Below are 21,003 nucleotides of genomic sequence, written 5' to 3' on the forward strand. Positions count from 1 at the left end.
CACCGAGCCGTCGTAGCCGGTGAAGAACGTGTTGTGGTCGATCCAGACGTTGGTCGACGTCTCGATGTTGATCGCGTCGTCGTCCCAGTCGTCGAACGTCAGGTTCCGCACGATGACGTTCTTCGCGTTCTTGATGTTCAGGCCGCAGCCCACGAGCTTGGCGCCGCTGGCCCCGAGCACGGTCTTGTTCGACGCGACGGTGAGCATGCCCGAGCACGAGATCGTGCCCGAGACCCGCACGACGGGCGCCGACCCGGACAGCGCGCTGGACAGCGCCGACNGTCTTGTTCGACGCGACGGTGAGCATGCCCGAGCACGAGATCGTGCCCGAGACCCGCACGACGGGCGCCGACCCGGACAGCGCGCTGGACAGCGCCGACGCGCTGGTCACCGTGGTCGCCGAGCCGGAGCCGCCGCCGGTGGTGCCGCCGTTCTGCGACGCCCAGCCGACCAGGCCGGTGGCCGGCGGAGTGGTCGGGTTCGAGGTCGGCTCCGAGCCGCTCCCGACCTTCACCAGCTCCCACTGCTGGTTGTACTGGTTCTTCTCCGTGAGCTGCGTGATGGTGGCCCCGTCGGCGGTCGACCGGTCGGTGACCGTCACGGCCTTGCCGCTGTTCTGGTTCACCAGCCGCACGCGGCCGCCCTCGGAGTCGACCAGCTTGAACTTCTGGTTGGCGGCGTTCGCGTCGGTGTACTGCCGGATCTCGCCGCCGTCCGCGGTGCTCCAGCCCCACACGTCCAGCACCTTGCCGGAGTGCCTGTTCTGCAGCCGGTACCAGCCCGAGCCGGAGTCGATGAACTTGAACTGCTGCCAGTTCCCGTCGTTGCGGGTCCACTGCTGCATGATGCCGCCGTCGGCGGTGGAGAAGTCGCGCACCTCGAGCGCCTTGGCGCTCTGGCGGTTGACCAGGACGTAGTAGGCGCCGGTGTCGACGCTCGCTGCTGCCGCAGGAAGGGCTGTGAGCCCGACGCCTGCGAGCACGAGGGCGGTGCCCGTCGCCAGCGCCGCGGCGAGCCGCCTGCGGATGCTGGTCTTCTTCTGGATCCTCATCGATCCCCCTGGGGATGGTCGAGTGGAGTTGAGCCGGCGGCGTCCGGGAGGACGTCGGGGACCGCGGCGGACCGGCCGATCCGCCGCGATGAGACAAGCGCTTTCCGCTCGTCGGCCAAACTAGGGAGAAGCGCTTCGACAAGCCAGGGGAACCGGTTTCCCGAATGGATTCATCGGGCCGTTTCTCATGTGTTCAGTCGGGCGTCCAGTCCCGGCGGTAGCGGCGCACGAAGGCCTTCAGGATGCGCGGGGGCGCCCACACGTCGGCGTCGCGCACGCGGGCGACGACCTCGTCGTGCTCCTTCGGCTGGAAGTAGCCGTAGTCCCGGTACACACCGATGCGCGTGATGATGCCCGGGAGGTCGAGCTCGGGATGGAACTGGGTGGCGTAGAGGTTGTCGCGCACCCGGAACATCTGCACAGGGCACGTCCGCGACGACGCGAGCAGGACCGCGTCCGGGGGGAGCACGCTGCACGCCTCCTTGTGCCCGACGAACGCGTCGAACGACTCCGGCAGGTCCGCGAGCAAGGGGTCCAGCCGCCCCGCCTCCGTGAGGGTGATGGTGACGGCGCTGATCGGCTCCGCGAACGTGCGGTCGATGATGGCGCCCTGGTGCACACCCAGCGTGCCGACGCCGTAGCAGGCGCCGAGGAACGGCAGATCCCGCTCGACGATCTGGTCGAGGAGCGTCGACACCTCCGCCTCGACCCGACGCTGGGCCGGCGACTTGTTCTCCTCGGGGGTGCTCGCATCGAACGGGCTGCCCCCGACCAGCACGCCGTCGTACCGGTCGAGCGGCACCGGCAGGATGGACGCCTGCTCCATGCGGACCCGCTCCAGCTCGTCGGCGCGCAGGCCGCTGAACCTCAGGAACGCCGCGTACTCCCCGTCGGCAGCGATGTCCTCCGCACGGGAGCTGAGCAGCAGGAAGCGGGTCATCCGACGCCTGCCACCCGGCTCGCGTCGTCGGGCCCGAGCATCCACCGGATCGACCGGGTGGCCACGGCACCGGCGGCCCGGGCGGCGCTCAGCCCCACCGGACCGGGCCGCTCCAGCCCGAGCATCTCGAACGACCAGGCCGGCATCGACGCGACCGCGGCCCGGGCCAGCAGCGTGTAGCCGGGGCGCAGCGAGCGCGGCACGGGCGGCTCGTGCAGCAGGAAGTCGGCCGCGTCGCGCGCGGCCGTGGACGGGCCGAGGGCCGGCCGGAACTCGTCCAGCGCCTTCGCCAGCTCCGCGGTCGACTCCGGCACCCGCTCCGCCCCGAGCGCGACGGCCACGCGCGAGGCCTGCGCGACGTACTCGTCGGCACCGGCGGTGTCGAGGGGCCGCTGCCCGTAGACCCGGTGCGCGCGCAGGAAGCTGTCGACCTCGGCGATGTGCACCCACCTCAGCAACGTCGGGTCGCCGGCGGCGTAGGCGATCCCGTCGGGCGTGACGCCCCGGATCCGCTCGTGCACCCGGCGGACCTGGTCGATGGCGGCGGTCGCGTCGTCGATGGTGGCGAAGGTCGTCATCGCGATGAACGTGCTGGTCCGGGCCAACCGACCCCACGGGTCGCCGCGGTAGCCCGAGTGCGCCGCGACCGCCGCCATCGCCGCCGGGTGCAGGGACTGCAGGAGGAGTGCACGCATGCCGCCGACGAACATCGAGGCGTCGCCGTGCACCGTCCGGATCGGCGCCCCCGGGGGGAACCACCGCGGTCCGGGTGTCCCGTGGATCCGTTCGCGGCTGGCCAGCCCGTCGGGTCCCGCGACGCGCAGGAACAAGGAGGTGCCGGCGCGGTCACGGACGGACGAGGCGGGGTTCACGTCCCCATCCTGCGGCCGTCAGGCTCGGGAGCGCACCTGCTCGACGCCCCGGTTGGCCAGCTCGTCGGCTCGGTCGTTGCCCGGGTCCCCCGCGTGACCCTTGACCCACACCCAGCGGACCGTGTGCCGGGCGACCTCCGCGTCGAGGGCCTCCCACAGCTCCTGGTTCTTCACGGGCTTCTTGTCGCCGGTCCGCCAGCCGTTCCGCTTCCAGCCCGCGACCCACTTCGTGACGCCGTTCATCACGTACTGCGAGTCGACGTGCAGGACCACGTCGCAGGGCTTGGTCAGCGCACGCAGGCCCTCGATCACGGCGGTGAGCTCCATGCGGTTGTTCGTGGTGAGGACCTCGCCGCCGAACAGCTCGCGCTCGTGCGCGCCGTACCGCATCCACGCACCCCAGCCACCGACGCCCGGGTTGCCCTTGCAGGCCCCGTCGGTCCACATCTCCACCGTCGGCCGCTCGCTCACGGCCCACACCCTAGACGCCGGTGCCCGTGGGACCATCGACGCACGATGAGCACCCGCACCCTGGCCGACCGCATCCCCGCAGATCCCACGGACCCCGATGCGCTGTACGAGGCGTTCACCGACTGGGCGACCGACCAGGGGCTCACGCTGTACCCGCACCAGGACGAGGCGCTGCTCGAGCTGGTCACCGGCGCGCACGTGATCCTGTCGACGCCCACCGGCTCCGGGAAGTCGCTCGTCGCGGTCGCCGCGCACTTCGTGGCGCTGGCGCAGGGTCGGCGGACCTACTACACCGCGCCGCTCAAGGCGCTGGTCAGCGAGAAGTTCTTCGCTCTCGTGGACGCGTTCGGGTCAGCCAACGTCGGGATGATGACGGGCGACTCCGCGGTCAACCCGGGCGCCCCGATCATCTGCTGCACCGCGGAGATCCTGGCCAACGTGGCTCTGCGCGACGGGGACGGCGCCGACGTCGGCCAGGTCGTCATGGACGAGTTCCACTTCTACGCCGACCCGCAGCGTGGCTGGGCCTGGCAGGTGCCGCTGCTCGAGCTCACCAAGGTCCAGTTCGTGCTCATGTCCGCGACGCTCGGCGACGTCGGCTTCTTCGCGGAGGACCTCACGCGGCGGACCCACCAGCCCGTCGCCGTCATCGCCAACGCCGAACGGCCGGTGCCGCTGACGTTCTCCTACGCGATCGAGCCGCTGCACGAGCTCCTCGACGAGCTGGTGAAGACGCGTCGCGCCCCCGTCTACGTCGTGCACTTCACGCAGAAGGAGGCCGTCGAGCGGGCGCAGTCGCTCATGTCGACGCCCCTGGCCAGCCGCGAGCAGCGGGACCGCATCGCCGACGAGATCGCCGGGTTCCGCTTCGGTCCGGGCTTCGGGCGCACCCTCAACCGGCTGCTGCGGCACGGCGTCGGCGTGCACCACGCGGGCATGCTGCCCAAGTACCGCCGGGTGGTCGAGCGCCTCACGCAGCGCGGCCTGCTGCCCGTGGTCTGCGGCACCGACACGCTCGGCGTCGGCATCAACGTCCCCATCCGCACGGTGCTGCTGACCAGCCTGGTCAAGTACGACGGCGTCCGCATGCGGCACCTGTCCGCGCGCGAGTTCCACCAGATCTCCGGGCGCGCCGGGCGCGCGGGGTTCGACACGGTGGGCGAGGTCATCATCCTGGCGCCGGAGCACGTGATCGAGAACCGCAAGCTGCTGGAGAAGGCCGGCGACGACCCGCGCAAGCTGAAGAAGATCATCCGCAAGAAGGCCCCCGAGGGGCAGGTCAACTGGACCGACTCCACGTTCGAGCGCCTGCGGGACGCACCGCCTGAGCCGCTGACCAGCAGCTTCGCGGTGTCGCACGCGATGGTCCTGCACGTGCTGGCCCGCGAGGGCGATCCCGTCGCCGCGATGACGAAGCTGCTCACGGACAACCACGAGCCGGCGGGCGCCCAGGGCCGGCACGTCCGGCGCGCGATCGCGGTCTACCGGTCGCTGCGCGCCGCCGGCGTGATCGAGCGCCCCTGGGTCGAGGACCCGACCGCCCCGCACGGGCGCCGGCGGGCCGTGCAGCTGACCGCCGAGCTGGCCCCGAACTTCGCGCTCAACCAGGCGCTGTCCCCCTTCGCGTACGCGGCGCTCGACCTGCTCGACCGCGACGACCCGGCGTACGCGCACGACGTCGTCTCGGTCATCGAGGCCACCCTCGACGATCCCCGCCAGGTGCTGTCCGCGCAGGAGAACAAGGCCCGCGGCGAGGCCGTCGCCCAGATGAAGTCCGACGGGCTCGAGTACGACCAGCGCATGGCCCTGCTCGAGGACGTCGGCTACCCCAAGCCGCTCGCGGAGCTGCTGGAGGCCATGTTCGTCACGTACCGGCAGACAAACCCGTGGGTCGCCGACCTGGCCCTGTCCCCCAAGTCGGTGGTCCGCGACATGCACGAGCGCGCGATGAGCTTCGCGGAGTACGTCGCCTTCTACCAGCTGGACCGCACCGAGGGCGTCCTGCTGCGCTACCTCGCCGACGCCTACCGCGCGCTGCGCCAGACGGTCCCGGAGGAGGCCCGCACCGAGGAGCTGTGGGAGATCATCGAGTGGCTGGGCGACCTGGTCCGCCGCACGGACTCCAGCCTGCTCGACGAGTGGGAGCGGCTGAGCAACCCGCTCGACGAGCACGGCGCCGACGCGCCCGGCGGCATCGACGAGGACGTGCCCGAGCCCATCACGGCCAACCCGCGGGTGTTCCGTGCGCTCGTGCGCGGGGCGCTGTTCCGCCGGGTCGAGCTGGCCGCGCGCGAGTTCTACGGCGGGCTCGCACAGCTGGCTGACCTCGACGCGGACGGCGAGCCGTGGGATGCCGACCGCTGGCGGACCGCGCTGGACCCGTTCTACGACGACCACGACGAGATCCTCACCGGCGCCCCCGCCCGCGGCCCGGCCCTGTTCCAGGTGACGCCCGGCCGCGGGACCTGGCAGGTCCGGCAGCTGCTCGACGACCCCGAGGGCGACCACGACTGGCGCATCGACGCGGTCGTCGACCTGGCGGGCTCCGACGAGACGGGCGAGGTGCAGCTGCGGATCGTGGCCGTGGGCGCCCTGGGCGACCTCACGTAAGTTGGCCGTCATGGCCACCTGGGACGACGTGCGGGACGCCGTCGCCGCGCTGCCCGAGACGTTCGAGGAGCCCGGGCGGAGCTGGCGGGTCGGGAGGTCGAAGCCGCTCGTCTGGGACCGGCCGCTGCGCGCGGTCGACCACCAGGCGCTCGGCTCGTCGGCACCCGACGGACCGATCCTCGGCGCCCGGGTGCCGGACCTCGACGCCAAGGAGGAGCTGCTCGCGCGCCTGCCGGACGTGTACTTCGTGACCCCGCACTTCGACGGCTACCCCGCGATCCTCGTGCGGCTCGACGCGATCGACACCGACGAGCTCCAGGACCTGGTGGTCGAGGCGTGGCTGACGCAGGCGCCCAAGCGCGTCGCGAAGGCCTGGCTCGACAGTCACCCGGACGGACCGTCCTGAGGAGGTCCCGCCGGGTTACCGTTCGCGCATGAGCACCGAGCCCACCGACGCCGCCGTGCGCCGCACGCGGTCCCCGCGGTTTGTCTTCCTGATCTGCCTGGTCGCCGCGCTCGTGTCGGCGATCTGGGTGCTCGGCATCCTCACGATCGCTGCCGCCGTGATCCTGGTCGTGACAGCGATGGTGCTCCAGGCCCGGGGCAAGAACCCCGCCACCTGGTTCGCGGCGAGCACGGGCGTCGCCGCGGGAACGCTGATCTACCTGGTCATCGTGCTGATCACCGGCCAGTAGCTACTGCCCGTAGGCCGCCATCATCCGGTCCGACGGGACGATCTGCTTGCCCAGCGGGAACAGCGAGATGGGCACCATCTTCCAGTTGGCCAGCGCCAGCGGGATGCCGATGATCGTGATCGCCTCGAGGATCCCCGTGACGATGTGCGTGAGGGCCAGCCACCAGCCGGCGACGATCACCCAGATGACGTTCCCGATCACGGACCACGCCCCGGACGTCGGCTTGTCGACCACGGTGCGGCCGAACGGCCAGAGCGCGTAGCTGGCCATCCGGAACGACGCGATGCCGAACGGGATCGTCACGATGAGGATGCAGCAGATGATGCCGGCGAGCACGTAGCCCAGGGCCAGCCAGAAGCCGGCGAGCACGAGCCAGATGAGGTTGAGCAGCGTCTTCACGCACCCAGCCTGCACCCCGCACGGCCGCGGACGGTATCCGGGAGGACCCTGATCCGCCCCTATCGTGGCTCCGTGGTGAAGAAGGAGCACGCGCCGACCGGCACCCCCGCCCTGGTCGCGCTGACGGCGGCCGGCGTCGCACACACGGCGCACGCGTACACGCACGACCCGGCGAGCACCCTCGGGTTCGGGCTCGAGGCCGCGGCCGCGCTGGGCGTCCCGCCGGAGCAGGTGTTCAAGACCCTGATGACGGTCGTGGACGGCACGCTCACGGTCGCGGTCGTGCCTGTGACGGGGCAGCTGGACCTCAAGGCGCTCGCGCAGGCCGTCGGGGGCAAGCGCGCGTCGATGGCACCCAAACCGGACGCCGAGCGCGCCACGGGGTACGTCGTCGGCGGCATCTCTCCGCTGGGCCAGCGGTCGCCGCACCCCACGGTGGTCGACGAGACGGCGTGGCTCTTCGACACGGTCCTGGTCTCCGGTGGCCGACGCGGACTCGACGTCGAGCTCTCCCCCGACGACCTGGTCCGCCTCACCTCGGCGACCGTCGCGGACATCGCACGGTCCGACCCGTGATCGCCGAGCGCCTGGCCGACGTCCGGCGACGCGTGGCGCAGGCCGCGCTGGATGCGGGACGCGACCCCGCCGACGTCCGTCTGCTCCTGGCGACCAAGACGCAACCGGTCGACGTGGTCCGCGAGGCGCTCGCGGCCGACGCGCGGGCCAGGGCCAAGGACCCGACACTGACCGCCGTGCTCGTCGGCGAGAACCGCGTGCAGGAGCTCGTCGCCAAAGGGCCGTCGCTCTCCGGCCTCGCGACGCTGCACCTGATCGGGCCGCTGCAGTCCAACAAGGTCAACGCGGCCCTGCGCTGGGCGTCCTGCATCGAGTCGGTGGAGTCGCTGGACCTCGCGCAGCGGCTCTCGGCGCGCGCGACCGAGCCCCTCGACGTCTACGTGCAGGTGAACGTCTCCGGCGAGCAGTCCAAGCACGGGGTGCCGCCGCACGAGGCGGTCGCGCTGGCGCGGGCCGTCGCCGCGCTGCCGCACCTGCGGGTGGCGGGCCTCATGACCGTCGGCGCGCGGTCGGACGACGACGGGGTCGTGCGGGCCGGCTACGCCCTGCTGCGGTCGCTGCGGGACGAGCTCGTCGCGGCGGGCACTCAGACGGCGACCGAGCTGTCCATGGGCATGAGCGGGGACCTGGAGCTGGCGGTCGCGGAGGGCGCGACGCTGGTGCGGGTCGGCAGCGCGGTCTTCGGGGCGCGGCCGACGTAGCCGCCACGGAGCAGCACAACCTGCGCGGTGCGGGTGGCGGCACCGGGTGCGCGGCGGCGCCCGACGGCGAGCTCGCGAGCGTGCAGCACGGTGAGCCGACGGAGCTCTCGGTCCAGGTCCATGCCGGTGATGAGCGCCGCCCGCTCGCCCTGATACACCCGTCCATGACAAGGAGGCTTGACACTCCGACAAGTGTCAAGCACGCTTGTCACGTCAAGCACGCTTGTCATCCAGCGGAGGTCTCGTGAACACCCTGGACGCCCTGCGGGACCTGGACGTCCCGGCCGTCACCACCTTCGTCGTGGTCGTCGCCGTCGCCGCGCTCGTCATCCTCGACCCGGTCCTCGGCCGCCGCCAGTACGCCGGGATGGTCGAGGACCTGGCCGCGAGCGCCGACGACCTCGAACGGGACCGCGTCCGACGCCGCCTCTACCGGAGCTGGACGTGGCTGGGCTGGCTCACGGGCACTCTCGTCGTCGCGCTGGTGCTGGTCCTCCCGGGAGTCCGGCTCGCGGACCTCGGTCTGCGGCTACCGCAGACCAGCGCCCTCCTGCCCGGTGCCGAGCGCGACGATGCCGCCGGGATGGCCGTCGGAGCGATCGTCGGGCTGACCCTCGCCGGCGGCGCCCTCGTGCTCGTCCGGCGGCGGTGGCCGACCGCACAGCCGCACAACGCCGCGGTCGACGCCCTGCTGCCCACCACGCCGGCCGCCCGCCGCGGCTGGGCAGGGCTGTCCCTGTCGGCCGGTGTCACCGAGGAGATCACCTACCGCGGCTTCCTCGTCCTCGCCCTGACGCTCGCTCTCCCCGGTCTCCCGCACGGAGCGGTCGTCGCCGTCGCCGCGGTGCTCTTCGGTCTGGCGCACTGGTACCAGGGCAGGCTCGGCGTGCTCACCACCGGGGCCATGGGAGCCGTCCTGACCCAGCTGTACCTGACGACGGGCAGCCTGCTGCTGCCGATGGTCCTGCACGTGCTCGTCGACCTCCGCCTGCTGCTCGAGCGCCCCGCTCCTGCCACGTCGACCGTCCTCGCGGACGCCCGATGAGGAACGACATCCGCCGGCTGCGCGAGGAGGCCGGGCTCTCCCAGGCCGCGCTCGCCGAGGCGCTCGGCGTCTCCCGGCAGACCGTCAACTCCCTGGAGAACGGCCGCTACGACCCCTCGCTGCCGCTCGCGTTCGCGGTGGCCGGCTACTTCCGCACGACGATCGAGGAGATCTTCCATGTCGACGCCTGAGCGTTCCCTGTCCGACGGCCGCTTCCTCGTCGCCTTCGCCTGCGGGCTCGTCGCCGTCGGCATCCTGTGTCTCGTGTTCGTCCTGGCGGGTCAGCCCGACACCGCCGCGGGCGCGCTCGTCGGCGGGCTCGCGGTGACCGGCCTCGCCCTGGTCGTCCGCTGGCGAGCCAAGCGTCGAGGCCCCACGGCGGACGGCGGCTTCAGCCGGACGCTCCTGGGCACCACCGACGAGCGCGACAAGGCGATCCTCACGGCGTCGCTGGCCTGGGTGGGCCTGACCGCCTTCCTCGCGAACGCGATCGGGCTCGCGGCCGTGGCGCTGGGTGCCGACGGGTCGACCGTCATCGGCGCCATCGAGGCGCTCCTCATCGCGGTGCTCGTCGGCGCGTTCGTGTGGCTGTCGCGGCGGACCTGACCGCTCGCACGGCAGGATGGAGCCATGAGCGACGAGCGCCGGTTCCCGCGGTGGGTCTACGGCACGGGATCCGACCCGGACGCCCGGTTCTCGCTGGCGAACGAGCGCACGTTCCTCGCGTGGATCCGCACCTCGCTCGCCCTCCTGGCCGGCGGGGTCGCGCTGGAGGCGCTCAACCTGCCCGTTCAGTCGGACCTGCGGTTCGCCGCCGCGATCGTGCTGGTCGTGCTCGGACTGCTGGCCCCCGGGCTCGCCTGGATCAGCTGGGCGCGCGCCGAGCGTGCAGTTCGGCAGGGCACGTCGTTGCCCGCGCCGTCGGCGTTCGGGCTGCTGGTCATCGGTGTCTGCGTGGCCGGTGCCCTCGTGCTCGTCGGGCTGGTCGTGGCGTGACCGAGCCGCCACCCACGCTCGCGGCCGAGCGCACCCACCTGGCGTGGCGACGGACCGCCATCGGACTCACCGGCGGCGGCGTCGCGGCCGCACACCTTCTGCAGGAGTTCCTCGGCCCGGCCGCCTGGAGCCTCGCGGCGACCGCCCTCGTCGTGGCCGTCGCGCTGGCGGCCGTCTCGCACCGGAGGCACCTGGTCGACGGTGCGCTGCCCCCGGGCGGGCGGCTCGTGGCGGTCAGCGCGGCGGGGATGCTCGTGATCGGCGTCGCCGCCGTCGCGTTCGTGGTGCTGCACGGGCCCTGAGGTCAGGGCACGCGGGCGGTCCAGGCGGCGTCGGTGAACTTGGTCCGCATCAGCTCGCTCGCGCGGGCCAGCTCCTCGGGTCGCAGCGCACCGTCGACCGTGGGGTACCGGCTGCGGAAGTGGGCGGCGAACGCGGCGATGACGGCCTCGCGCGGCAGCTGGGTCTGGGAGCGCACCGGGTCGACCCGCTTGTTCGCGCTCGCCGTGCCCTTGTCCGACAGCTTCTCCCGACCGATCCGGAGCACCTCGAGCATCTTGTCGGCATCGATGTCGTAGGACATCGTCACGTGGTGCAGCACGGCGCCGCCGACCATCCGCTTCTGCGCGGAGCCCGCCAGCTTGCCGGCCGGTGACGCGATGTCGTTGAGCCCGCTGGTGAACGCGTGCACGCCGACGTCCGCGAGCGCACCCAGCACCCACTGGTTGAGGAACGCGTAGGAGTCCTCGAAGGTCATCCCGTCCACCAGCGACGCGGGCACCACCAGCGAGAACGTGATGCAGTTGCCGGCCTCCATGAACATCGCGCCTCCGCCGGAGATCCGCCGGACGACCGTGATGCCGTGCCGCTCGGCCGCCTCCAGGTCCACCTCGTTGCGCAGCGACTGGAACGACCCGATGATCACCGCGGGCTCCACCCACTCCCAGAACCGCAGGGTCGGACCGCGCCGACCCGCCGCCAGCTCCTCGGTGAGCACCTGGTCGAGCGCGGTGTGCAGGGCCGGCGGCAAGGGCCCCGGATGGATCAGCTCGAACGTGTGGTCACCCCAGCCGGTCGAGTACCCGAGCGCCCGCCGCACCGCTACCGCCACCGCGTGGGCGTCGAACCCGACCATCGTGACGGGCTGGTCATCGTGCGCGAGCGCCGTCGTCACCGCGTCTTCGAGCCTGCTCACCGGGGTGTCCCGGGGCAGCCCGTCGAGGGCCGACGACAGCACCGCGAGCGCCTCGTCGGGCTCCAGGAAGAAGTCGCCGCTGACGCTGACCCCGGCCAGCAGCCCGTCCACCACGTCGAGGTCGACCGCGACGAGCTTGCCGCCGGGGACCTTGTACTCACCGTGCACGCCGCCCAGCGTAGGCGGCTCTCAGCCGAGCGACCGCACCGCCGCCTGCGCGCGGTCCTGGACCATCGCGGACAGGCTCGCCGCGTCGCCCAGGCTGGCCAGCGCCGCGTCCCGGCTGTCCGGGCCGTACGCCTCCGCGGTCCAGCTGACGATGGTGTTGCCGACGAGCATGTGCCCGCGGTACCCCGGGATCTCGCTCCCCTCGGAGGAGAGCGTGATCTCCTGCACGATCGACGGGTAGACGCCCTGCCCCTCGATCGCGGGCTCGGCCGCCCAGGTGGCACCGTCGATGCCCGGGTTGACCTGGCTGTACTCCGGGCAGGCATCGACCGTGGTCACCAGGGTGCGGAACGCGTCGCGCGCCGCGGCCGGGTCGGGCAGCAGGACGATCTCCTGCTCGAAGAACAACGTGTCGTTGCCCCACGCCTGGGCGTCGAACCATGCCGGCGGGCTGGCGACGACGGTGACGGCGACCGTGCACTGCGGCGGGTCGACGGTCGCGCCGGGCGGCTGCAGACCCCACGGCAGCTGCCCCGACGTGATCCGCTGCTGCACCTCGGGCTCCGCCGCGGGGACGTCCGCGAGCAGCTCCTCCGACGTGACGAACAGGCCGGGCGCCGTGGACGCGTCGAACACGGCGTCCGACCCGGGAGGCGGGACCGACGGGGACTGCGTGGTCGGCTCCGCCGTCGGCTCGGGGACGGTCACGGTGACCGTCGGCGTCGGCTCGGTCTCCACCGGTGCCCAGGGCTGCGCGACGAGCGCGGTGACCAGGGCGATCGCGAGGACGCCGACGAGCAGCCACCACCAGCCGGCGCGCGACGGCCGCGCACCAACGTCGGGCGGCGGCGTACTGCCGGACACGACCGCTCCCCTCCGCACGTCGGCGGCCGCGCTGCAGCGGCCGGTCCCCCGAGGCTAAGCCGCGGCGGTCGGCTGCGCAGGGATGAAGTTCAGCGAGGCGTCACGCCGTTGTGGCGCAGCCCCCAGATGGCGGAGTCCGTGAGCGCCTCCCACGACGCCTCCAGCAGGTTGGGGCCGACGCCGACGGTGCTCCAGGAGCGCTGCCCGTCCGTCATCTCGATCAGCACGCGCGTGATCGCGTCGGTGCCGTGCATCGAGTCGAGGATGCGCACCTTGAAGTCGATGAGCTCGAACGTCTCGAGCTCGGGGTACACCAGGACGAGCGCCTGGCGCAGGGCGTGGTCGAGCGCGTTGACCGGCCCGTTGCCCTCGCCCGTGCTGACGACGCGCTCCCCGCCGGCGTGCAGCTTGACGGTCGCCTCGGCGGTGGCCGGTGTCCCCCGACCGCCGGAGCGCTCGACGATCGTCCGCCACGACTCGACGCGGAAGTACTGGGGCCGGTGGCCGTCGATCTCCTCGAGCAGCAGCAGCTCGAACGACGCGTCGGCGGCCTCGTACGTGTACCCGTTGGCCTCGGCGTCCTTGACCCGGTCCGTGACCCGGCCCAGCAGCTCGGGGCGCCCCGCCAGGTCGAAGCCCAGCTCCCGGCCCTTCAGCTCGATCGACGCACGGCCGGCCATGTCGGAGATCAGCATCCGCATGTCGTTGCCCACGGCTGCGGGGTCGATGTGCTGGTAGAGGTCGGGGTCCACCTTGATGGCGGACGCGTGGATGCCGGCCTTGTGCGCGAACGCGCTGGCACCCACGTACGGCGACCGCGCGAACGGCGAGATGTTGGTGATCTCGCTGATGGCGTGGGCGATCCGGGTGAGCTCGGGCAGGCCGCCCGGCAGCCCGTCGGCGACCTTCAGCACCGGCAGCCCGTACTTGAGCTGGAGGTTGGCGACGACGGACAGCAGGTCGGCGTTCCCCGTGCGCTCGCCGTACCCGTTGACGGTGCCCTGGACGTGCGAGCACCCGGCCTCGACCGCGGCCAGGGTGTTGGCGACCGCGCACCCGGAGTCGTTGTGCGCGTGGATGCCGAGGACGGCGTCGGGCCCGACGGCGCCCCGGATCTCGTGCACGATGTCCGCGACCCACGTGGGGACCATGCCGCCGTTGGTGTCGCAGAGCGCGACCACCTCGGCGCCCGCCTCGAACCCCGCGAGCACCGCGGCACGGGAGTACGCGGGGTCGAACCGATAGCCGTCGAAGAAGTGCTCGGCGTCGACCACGACCCGACGGCCCTCGCGCACCAGGAACGCGACGGTGTCCGCGATCATGGCGATGTTCTCCTCGCCCGTGGTGCGCAGGGCACGCTCCGCGTGCCGCAGGTCGTGCTTGGCGACGAGCGCGACGACGGGGGCCTCGGAGTCGACCAGCGCGCGGACCTGCGGGTCGTCCACCGCACGCGTCCCGGCCTTGCGGGTGCTGCCGAACGCGGCCAGCTCGGCGTTGCGGAAGTCCAGCTCCTTGGCGGCCCGCTTGAAGAACTCGGTGTCCTTGGGCACCGCGCCCGGCCAGCCCCCCTCGATGAAGCCGACGCCGAGCTCGTCGAGCAGCGGCGCGATGGCCAGCTTGTCGGCGACGGAGAGGTTCATCCCCTCCTGCTGGGCGCCGTCGCGCAGGGTCGTGTCGTAGACCTGGAACGGCGTGCTGGTGGGGACGGACACGATGAGCTCTCTTCGGTGCTGGGGCGACTTCTCGAACTGCGTCGTACTGCGACCTCAGTCTTTCCGGCGGGGGTGTGCCGGTGCAGTCGACGGTAGTCGGGGCGGGGGTGGTGCTCCGACCAACAAAAAGACCCCCCGGGGTACGGGAGGTCTGCGCGTCAGCTGGTGGGCCGACGCGCTACTCGATAATGAGGGAGGAGCGGGTCACCCGTGCATCGTGGCACACGTCACGTTCCGTGGTCACGCGTTCCACCCCTTGGACGACCCGGCCGCGCGCATCCGCGCGGGCAGATGTCCGATTCGCTAGCGTTGCCCCGTGTCGTCACCGGCGGCGCGCAGGTCGGTCGACCTTCAGGAGGCAGCGATGTCCATCCCCACTCCCCCGCCGGAGCGCCAGTCCGCCTACCCGCACCAGACACCGGCCCCGTCGCCCGCCCCGCCGCCCCCGGCACCGGATCCGACCGTCGTCTACCCCGCCGCGGTGCAGCCCGCACCCGTGCCCGTGCAGCCCGTGCAGCCCGTGCCCGTCGCACCCGCCCGGCCCGCGGACCCGTCCGTGGACGCCGGACGGTTCTGGGCCGGGGTCGTCGCCACCGCCCTCGTCGCGGCACTGGTCGGCCTCGTCGGGGTCGTGATCGTCGACCAGATCCTCGGCATCGAGCTGGTCGTGCAGGACATCTTCGGGACGGACTCGACCGGGGCCGCCTACGTGGTCGGGGCCGCCGTCATCGCCGTGCTCGCCGGCGGGCTGCTGCACCTGCTCGTGCTCACCACCCCCAAGCCCAAGGCGTTCTTCGGCTGGATCATGTTCCTGGGCACCCTCACGGCGGCGCTCCTGCCGCTCACCTGGACCGACGTGCTCGAGTCCTCGATCGCCGCCGGCCTGGTGAACGCGCTCATCGGCATCGCGATCTGGTCGCTCCTGATCGGCGTGCTGACCCGCACGCTGCGCCCGGGGACGATGCCGATCGACTGAGCCTCAGTCGACCAGCCGCGCCTGCAGGAAGCGGGCCAGGGGCCATGCCGCCTCGGCGGTCGTCCCCATCACCGTCACGGTCAGCCCGTCGGCCGGGTCGTGCAGGCTCAGGAACGAGGCACCCGCGTCGTAGCCCTCGAGCTCGGCGACGTCGCGGGTGGGGTGCACCCAGAAACCCAGGCCGTAGCGTCGCGGGTCCTCGGGTGCCGTGCTGCGCGGCCGCACCATCTGCGCCACGCCGTCCGTGCTGATGATCGCGCCGGCGAACAGCGCGGTCCAGAACCGGTGCACGTCGGCGCCCGTGGTGTAGATCCCGCCGTCGCCGGTGCCGAGGACCGGTACGTGGAACACGTTCGTCCGCCACTGCCCGTCCATCTCGACGTACCCCAGCGCCGCGCGGCCGGGGAGGGCGTCCGACCGCAGGAAGTCGGTGTCGGCGAGGCCCGCCGGGCGGCACACCCGGTCGCGGACGAGGTCGTGGAACGGCACACCGGACGCGCGTTCTGCCAGCAGCGCCAGGACCACGAACCCGCCGTTGCAGTAGAAGAACCGGTCCCCCGCCGGGAACGCGGTGGGGAACCCGTCGAGCACGCGCAGGAACTGCTCGGTGCTGTCCAGCTCGTGCACCGGGACGGTCATCGCGTACGCGCTGATCGGGATGTCGTCGTCCTCGTCGAGGTAGTCGCCGATGCCCGACGTGTGCCCCAGCAGGTGCTCGACCGTGACGTCGTCGGCGATCAGGGGAAGGTCCGTCCCCAGCAGCGACCGGGCCGTGGTGCCGAGCGAGAGCGTCCCCTCCTCCACCAGGCTCATCACGGCGAGCGCGGTCATGCCCTTGGACCCGCTCGCGATCGCGACCTGGGAGTCCGGCGTCATGGCGATGCCGTGCCGTCGGTCGGCCAGACCGTACGCGGCCGAGAGCTCCGTCGTGCCGGCGCGGTCCACCCGCACCACCCCGGCGAAGCTGCTCTCGGCCGCAATCCGGTCGACGTCCGCGACCAGGTCAGCGGCGTTCGTGACGCGACCAGCCCCGGCGGCGGCGTCCATCACACGAGCCGGTGGAGCCAGCCGTGCCGGTCGGTCGCGCGGCCGTACTGGATGTCGGTGAGCTCCGCGCGGATGCGGGTGGTCACCGGGCCGGCGTTACCGTCGCCGACCGTGAGGTCGAAGTCGTCGCTGGCCATCCGGCCGATGGGCGTCATGACCGCGGCCGTGCCGCACGCGAACACCTCGCGCACCGACCCGTCGGCGAGGCCCTCGCGCAGCTCCGACAACGGGATCTGGCGCTCGGACACCTCGTGGCCCGCGTCCGTCAGGAGCCGCAGGATGGACGAGCGCGTCACACCCTCCAGGATCGAGCCGGACACCGGCGGCGTGGCAACGCTGCCGTCGGCGTGCACGATGAACACGTTCATCCCGCCCAGCTCCTCGAGCTGGGTGTTGGTCGACGCGTCCAGGAAGCACACCTGCTCGAAGCCCTTGGCGTAGGCGAGCTGCTGCGGCAGGAGGCTCGCGGCGTAGTTGCCACCGCACTTGGCGGCACCCGTGCCCCCGGCACCGGCGCGGTGGTACTCCTGGTCCACCCAGATGGACACCGGTCGCACGCCGCCGGCGAAGTACGGCCCGACCGGCGACGCGATGACGAGGAACTCCGCCTCGAGCGAGGGCCGCACGCCCAGGAACGTCTCGGAGGCGTACATGAACGGGCGCAGGTAGAGGCTCGTCTCCTCGCCGGACGGCACCCAGGTGACGTCCGTCGCGACGAGCGCCTCGATGGCGCCCAGGAAGTCCGCCTCGGACAGCTCCGGCAGCGCCAGGCGACGGGCCGAGCGCGTGAAGCGGGCCGCGTTGTCCCGCGGCCGGAACGTCCACACCGAGCCGTCGGCGTGGCGGTACGCCTTCATGCCCTCGAAGATCTCCTGCCCGTAGTGCAGGACGGCGGTCGCCGGGTCCAGCAGCAGGGGGCCGTACTTCTCGACGCGACGACCGGTCCAGCCGTCCTCGTTCGAGTACGTGATGCGGGCCATGTGCTCGGTGAACACGGTGCCGAACTTCGGCGACGCGAGCGCTGCCTCGCGCTGCTCGTCGGGGACGGGGGTGTCGGTCCGCTGGATCTCGAAGAGGTCGGCAGACGTGGGGTGGGTCGTGGTGCTCATGTGCGGGGGCCTTTCACCAGAGTCAGGTTTGACGGTACCGGTGAGGACGGCCGGGTGGTATCCGGGCGGGGCCGAGGGGCCCCGAGGAGACGGATCAGCCGGCGATACGCGCGGCGAGGTCCTTGCCCACCTCGGCCGTCGACCGTACTCGCTCGGCTCCCTTGCGGTCCGCGATGTCGTCGGCGACGGCCTTCTCGACCCGCGCGGCCTCGGCCGTCAGGCCCAGGTGCTCGAGCAGCAGGGCGACCGACAAGACGGTGGCGGTGGGGTCGGCCTTGCCCTGACCGGCGATGTCCGGCGCCGAGCCGTGCACCGGCTCGAACATGCTGGGCGCCGTGCGGTCCGGGTTGATGTTGGCCGACGCCGCGAGCCCGATGCCGCCCGTGATGGCAGCCGCGAGGTCCGTGAGGATGTCGCCGAACAGGTTGTCGGTGACGATCACGTCGAACCGCGCCGGGTTGGTGACCAGGAAGATGGTCGCCGCGTCCACGTGCAGGTAGTCGACCGTCACGTCGGGGAAGTCGGCGTTCACGGTCTCGACCGTGCGGCGCCACAGGTGGCCGGCGTGCACGAGGACGTTGTGCTTGTGCACGAGCGTGAGCTTCTTGCGCGGGCGGGCCGCGGCCCGCGCGAAGGCGTCACGGACGACGCGCTCGACGCCGAACGCGGTGTTCACGCTGACCTCGTTGGCCACCTCGTGCGGGGTCCCGACGCGGATGGCGCCGCCGTTGCCCACGTACGGGCCCTCGGTGCCCTCGCGGACCACCACGAAGTCGATCTCGCCCGGGTTGCCCAGCGGGGACGCGACGCCGGGGTACAGCCGGCTGGGGCGCAGGTTGACGTAGTGGTCCAGGGCGAAGCGCAGCTTGAGCAGCAGCCCACGCTCCAGCACGCCCGACGGCACGCTCGGGTCACCGATGGCGCCCAGCAGGATGGCGTCGTGCGCGCGGATCGCGTCGAGGTCGGTGTCCGTGAGGGTCTCGCCGGTCGCGTGCCAGCGGCGGGCACCCAGGTCGAAGTCCGTCGTCGAGACCGTGACCGCGCCCCCGTGCAGCGCGGTGTCGAGGGCCAGCAGACCCTGCTCGACGACCTCCGTGCCGATCCCGTCACCAGCGACGACGGCGAGGCGGATGTCCCGGGCAGCAGAGGTGTCGACCATGGAGCGAGCCTAAACCCCGTCCCACCGCTCGGGACGGATGTCTCATCCTGCGGAACGCGCCGCTCAGTCGACCGCGGGCGTCGGGCCGGTCGTCGGGTAGATCAGCTCGAACCGCTCCAGCATGACGTCGAGCGACGGTGAGAACGCCTCCCCCAGCACGCGGCGCCAGGACTCCTCGTGCTGCGCCCGCCAGGACTCCAGCGAGCCGTCACCCTCGGCCTCCGCCGCCGCGTGCTCCGCCGTCACCTGGTCGAACGGGACCACCTCGACGTCGGTGGTGCGCAGCAGCGCGCGCGGGTCCCCAGCACCGTCCACGACGATCGACAGGTCCCCCACGCGCGGGACCTCGAGCCCCACCTGGGTCAGCTCGGCGACCGCGAGCGCCGTGGCGGTCTTGCGCCCGTCGAGCACCCGGGCCAGCAGGTCGTCCGCCTCGGCGTCGTCGCCGTAGGACCACGACGGCGGCGGCACCACGTCGTCAGCGGTCCCGCCCAGCACCTGGTCCAGCTTGCCCATCCCGACGTGCCCGCGCGCCGCCTGCCAGAACGCCGCGACGCGGAGGTCCTCGACCGCTCCCTCGGCTGCGTGCTCGGCCGGCTCTACCTGCTCGTCGGTCATCGTCGTCCCTCCGTCGTGGTGGCCCCCATCCTTGCGTACCCGCTGGCCACCGGCACATCGCGACCGCCCCGGACGAGATCGTGGGTCCGGCACGAGACCGTGGGTGCGGACCCACGCACTCGTGACGAACCCACGATCTCGGCGCGACGCAGAACGGCACCCGGGTGAGCCCGGGTGCCGTTCTGGGGTGAAGGGTGGATCAGCGCGCCGCGCTGCCCTCGACATAGTCGGTCTCCGACGGCTTGACCCAGGCGAACAGCTTGCGCAGCTCGCGGCCGACGGGCTCGATCGGGTGGTTCTGGCCCTTCTCGCGCAGCTCCTTGAACTCCGGCGCGCCGGCGTCCTGGTCGTTGATGAAGCGCTCCGCGAACGCGCCGTTCTGGATGTCCGCGAGGACGGCCTGCATGTTCGTCTTCACGTCGGGCGTGATGACGCGGGGGCCGGACACGTAGTCGCCGTACTCGGCGGTGTCGGACACGGACCAGCGCTGCTTGGTGATGCCGCCCTCGAAGATGAGGTCGACGATGAGCTTCAGCTCGTGCAGGACCTCGAAGTACGCGACCTCGGGCTGGTAGCCGGCCTCGGTCAGGGTCTCGAAGCCGTACTGGATGAGCTGCGAGACGCCACCGCACAGGACGGCCTGCTCACCGAACAGGTCGGTCTCGGTCTCCTCGGTGAAGGTCGTCTTGATGCCGGCGGCGCGCAGGCCACCGATCGCCTTGGCGTAGGACAGCGCGAGGTCCCACGCGGAGCCCGACGCGTCCTGCTCGACGGCGACGATCACGGGCACGCCGCGGCCGTCGACGTACTCGCGGCGGACCAGGTGACCCGGACCCTTGGGGGCGACCATGAGCACGTCGTGACCCGCGGCCGGCTTGATGTAGCCGAAGCGGATGTTGAAGCCGTGGCCGAAGACGAGCGCGGCGCCGTCCTTGAGGTTGGGCTCGATCTCGTCGCGGTAGACGATGCGCTGCACCTGGTCGGGGGCCAGGATGACGACGACGTCGGCCTCGCGGACCGCGTCGGCCACCGAGGCGACCTTGAGGCCCTGGTTCTCGGCCTTGGCGCGGGACGCGGAGCCCTCGCGCAGGCCGACGGTCACGTCGACACCGGAGTCGCGCAGGTTGAGGCTGTGCGCGTGCCCCTGGCTGCCGTAGCCGATGACGGCGACCTTCTTGTTGGCGATGATCGACAGGTCGGCGTCGTCGTCGTAGAACAGCTCGGCCACGATGGGTTCTCCTCGGTGATGGGTGCTGCGGAAAAGGGGGAAGAGTCAGGCGCTGCGGTTGACGCGCTCCAGGGCGCGGTCCGTGATCGAGCGGGACCCGCGGCCGATGGCCACGGTGCCCGACTGCACGATCTCCCGGATGCCGAACGGCTCCAGGGCGGCGAGCAGGGCGTCGAGCTTGCCCGGTCCGCCGGTCGCCTCGATGACGACGGTGTCCGGCACGACGTCCACGACGTGCGCCCGGAACAGCTGGACGACCTCGAGGACCCCGGTGCGCTGCGTGGCGTCGGCCTTGACCTTCACCAGCAGCAGCTCGCGCTGGACGGACGCGGAGTCCTCCAGCTCGACGATCTTGATGACGTTGATCAGCTTGTTCAGCTGCTTGGTCACCTGCTCCAGCGGCAGGGCGTCGACGTCGACGACGACCGTGATCCGGGAGATCTCGTCGTGCTCGGTGGGACCGACCGCGAGCGAGTGGATGTTGAACGACCGCCGCGCGAACAGGCCGGCGACGCGCGTCAGCACGCCGGGCTTGTTCTCCACGAGGACCGACAAGGTGTGACGGGACATG

24 protein-coding genes and 2 pseudogenes are annotated in these 21,003 nt (G+C 72.0%); 11 read left to right on the plus strand and 15 right to left on the minus strand.

The genetic code is table 11. The annotated features are described in order from the left end of the window. The 5 genes and pseudogenes from ASD16_RS22480 to rnhA all read right to left on the minus strand — a co-directional run. Nucleotides 1-240, minus strand: a pseudogene (locus ASD16_RS22480) (hypothetical protein); the annotation flags it as partial. A 41-nt stretch (nt 241-281) separates the two neighbouring features. Next, nucleotides 282-1,051: pseudogene (locus ASD16_RS21605) on the minus strand (RICIN domain-containing protein); the annotation flags it as partial. Between the two features lie 193 nt (nt 1,052-1,244). Continuing rightward, entirely contained in the window at nt 1,245-1,991 is a 747-nt protein-coding gene (locus tag ASD16_RS20760; RefSeq protein ID WP_055922583.1) for a glutamine amidotransferase, read from the minus strand. After that, nucleotides 1,988-2,863 carry an oxygenase MpaB family protein gene (locus tag ASD16_RS20765; protein ID WP_055922586.1) on the minus strand — a complete coding sequence of 292 codons (876 nt, stop codon included), beginning with the start codon at nt 2,861-2,863 and terminating at the stop codon, nt 1,988-1,990. Before ASD16_RS20765 ends, ASD16_RS20760 begins: the two co-directional genes overlap by 4 nt. A gap of 18 nt (nt 2,864-2,881) precedes the next feature. Beyond that, nucleotides 2,882-3,370 (minus strand): ribonuclease HI, encoded by a 489-nt coding sequence (gene rnhA / locus ASD16_RS20770; protein ID WP_055922588.1) that lies wholly within the window; start codon nt 3,368-3,370, stop codon nt 2,882-2,884. A gap of 9 nt (nt 3,371-3,379) precedes the next feature. Between rnhA and ASD16_RS20775 the strand changes: the two genes are divergently transcribed. Genes ASD16_RS20775 through ASD16_RS20785 form a run of 3 tightly spaced genes read left to right on the plus strand, consistent with a single transcriptional unit; the run spans nt 3,380 to nt 6,639 of the window. After that, entirely contained in the window at nt 3,380-5,944 is a 2,565-nt protein-coding gene (locus ASD16_RS20775; protein ID WP_055922591.1) for an RNA helicase, read from the plus strand. A 10-nt stretch (nt 5,945-5,954) separates the two neighbouring features. Continuing rightward, nucleotides 5,955-6,350, plus strand: coding sequence for an MmcQ/YjbR family DNA-binding protein (locus ASD16_RS20780; protein WP_055922593.1), 396 nt, complete (start codon nt 5,955-5,957; stop codon nt 6,348-6,350). 28 nt (nt 6,351-6,378) lie between these two features. Beyond that, nucleotides 6,379-6,639 (plus strand): hypothetical protein, encoded by a 261-nt coding sequence (locus tag ASD16_RS20785; protein WP_055922596.1) that lies wholly within the window; start codon nt 6,379-6,381, stop codon nt 6,637-6,639. Here the strand turns inward: ASD16_RS20785 and ASD16_RS20790 are convergent, their stop codons facing one another. Further along, the gene (locus ASD16_RS20790) at nt 6,640-7,038 is read right to left on the minus strand and encodes a YccF domain-containing protein (protein ID WP_055922599.1); all 399 of its coding nucleotides are present in this window, start codon (nt 7,036-7,038) and stop codon (nt 6,640-6,642) included. Between the two features lie 75 nt (nt 7,039-7,113). On the opposite strand from ASD16_RS20790, the gene ybaK reads away from it, so the two are divergent. The 7 genes from ybaK to ASD16_RS21965 all read left to right on the plus strand — a co-directional run bounded on the left by ybaK (nt 7,114) and on the right by ASD16_RS21965 (nt 10,658). Next, the gene (gene ybaK / locus ASD16_RS20795; protein ID WP_055922602.1) at nt 7,114-7,614 is read left to right on the plus strand and encodes a Cys-tRNA(Pro) deacylase; all 501 of its coding nucleotides are present in this window, start codon (nt 7,114-7,116) and stop codon (nt 7,612-7,614) included. Beyond that, nucleotides 7,611-8,315 (plus strand): YggS family pyridoxal phosphate-dependent enzyme, encoded by a 705-nt coding sequence (locus tag ASD16_RS20800; RefSeq protein ID WP_055922605.1) that lies wholly within the window; start codon nt 7,611-7,613, stop codon nt 8,313-8,315. Before ybaK ends, ASD16_RS20800 begins: the two co-directional genes overlap by 4 nt. 244 nt (nt 8,316-8,559) lie before the next feature. Continuing rightward, nucleotides 8,560-9,360, plus strand: coding sequence for a CPBP family intramembrane glutamic endopeptidase (locus tag ASD16_RS20805; RefSeq protein ID WP_055922608.1), 801 nt, complete (start codon nt 8,560-8,562; stop codon nt 9,358-9,360). After that, nucleotides 9,357-9,551, plus strand: a complete 195-nt coding sequence (locus tag ASD16_RS20810) for a helix-turn-helix transcriptional regulator (protein ID WP_055922611.1) — start codon at nt 9,357-9,359, stop codon at nt 9,549-9,551. Before ASD16_RS20805 ends, ASD16_RS20810 begins: the two co-directional genes overlap by 4 nt. Then, nucleotides 9,538-9,966 (plus strand): ATP synthase subunit I, encoded by a 429-nt coding sequence (locus ASD16_RS20815; protein ID WP_055922614.1) that lies wholly within the window; start codon nt 9,538-9,540, stop codon nt 9,964-9,966. The genes ASD16_RS20810 and ASD16_RS20815 overlap by 14 nt, the downstream gene beginning before the upstream one ends. Nucleotides 9,967-9,990: 24 nt before the next feature. Then, a complete protein-coding gene (locus ASD16_RS20820) occupies nt 9,991-10,356 on the plus strand; it encodes a YidH family protein (RefSeq protein WP_055922617.1) in 366 nt (121 codons plus the stop codon). Further along, complete coding sequence (locus ASD16_RS21965; RefSeq protein WP_055922621.1) at nt 10,353-10,658, plus strand: DUF202 domain-containing protein; 306 nt, start codon at nt 10,353-10,355, stop codon at nt 10,656-10,658. The genes ASD16_RS20820 and ASD16_RS21965 overlap by 4 nt, the downstream gene beginning before the upstream one ends. A gap of 2 nt (nt 10,659-10,660) precedes the next feature. Here ASD16_RS21965 and ASD16_RS20830 read toward each other — a convergent pair whose 3' ends face one another. The 3 genes from ASD16_RS20830 to cimA all read right to left on the minus strand — a co-directional run bounded on the left by ASD16_RS20830 (nt 10,661) and on the right by cimA (nt 14,295). Beyond that, nucleotides 10,661-11,719 (minus strand): biotin/lipoate A/B protein ligase family protein, encoded by a 1,059-nt coding sequence (locus tag ASD16_RS20830; protein ID WP_055922623.1) that lies wholly within the window; start codon nt 11,717-11,719, stop codon nt 10,661-10,663. A 21-nt stretch (nt 11,720-11,740) separates the two neighbouring features. Next, nucleotides 11,741-12,583, minus strand: coding sequence for a sensor domain-containing protein (locus ASD16_RS20835; RefSeq protein ID WP_055922625.1), 843 nt, complete (start codon nt 12,581-12,583; stop codon nt 11,741-11,743). A gap of 89 nt (nt 12,584-12,672) precedes the next feature. Continuing rightward, entirely contained in the window at nt 12,673-14,295 is a 1,623-nt protein-coding gene (gene cimA / locus ASD16_RS20840; RefSeq protein WP_055922628.1) for a citramalate synthase, read from the minus strand. A gap of 364 nt (nt 14,296-14,659) precedes the next feature. Between cimA and ASD16_RS20845 the strand changes: the two genes are divergently transcribed. Beyond that, a complete protein-coding gene (locus tag ASD16_RS20845) occupies nt 14,660-15,271 on the plus strand; it encodes a DUF6069 family protein (protein WP_055922631.1) in 612 nt (203 codons plus the stop codon). Nucleotides 15,272-15,274: 3 nt separating this feature from the next. Here ASD16_RS20845 and ASD16_RS20850 read toward each other — a convergent pair whose 3' ends face one another. From ASD16_RS20850 to ilvN, 6 genes are all read right to left on the minus strand, one after another. Beyond that, on the minus strand, nt 15,275-16,318 hold the full coding sequence (locus ASD16_RS20850) for a serine hydrolase (RefSeq protein ID WP_055922634.1): 1,044 nt from the start codon (nt 16,316-16,318) through the stop codon (nt 15,275-15,277). After that, nucleotides 16,318-17,427 carry a branched-chain amino acid aminotransferase gene (locus tag ASD16_RS20855; RefSeq protein ID WP_055922637.1) on the minus strand — a complete coding sequence of 370 codons (1,110 nt, stop codon included), beginning with the start codon at nt 17,425-17,427 and terminating at the stop codon, nt 16,318-16,320. Before ASD16_RS20855 ends, ASD16_RS20850 begins: the two co-directional genes overlap by 1 nt. Before the next feature lie 94 nt (nt 17,428-17,521). After that, entirely contained in the window at nt 17,522-18,586 is a 1,065-nt protein-coding gene (locus ASD16_RS20860) for a 3-isopropylmalate dehydrogenase (protein ID WP_055922640.1), read from the minus strand. Nucleotides 18,587-18,649: 63 nt separating this feature from the next. After that, nucleotides 18,650-19,204 (minus strand): ASCH domain-containing protein, encoded by a 555-nt coding sequence (locus tag ASD16_RS20865; protein WP_055922643.1) that lies wholly within the window; start codon nt 19,202-19,204, stop codon nt 18,650-18,652. Nucleotides 19,205-19,403: 199 nt separating this feature from the next. Next, nucleotides 19,404-20,432: a ketol-acid reductoisomerase gene (gene ilvC / locus ASD16_RS20870; RefSeq protein WP_055922647.1), complete on the minus strand. Its 1,029-nt coding sequence runs from the start codon at nt 20,430-20,432 to the stop codon at nt 19,404-19,406. A gap of 45 nt (nt 20,433-20,477) precedes the next feature. Beyond that, complete coding sequence (gene ilvN / locus ASD16_RS20875; protein ID WP_055922650.1) at nt 20,478-21,002, minus strand: acetolactate synthase small subunit; 525 nt, start codon at nt 21,000-21,002, stop codon at nt 20,478-20,480. Nucleotide 21,003: the final 1 nt, after the last annotated feature.

Source organism: Cellulomonas sp. Root485 (genome assembly GCF_001426705.1).
Classification (GTDB): domain Bacteria; phylum Actinomycetota; class Actinomycetes; order Actinomycetales; family Cellulomonadaceae; genus Cellulomonas.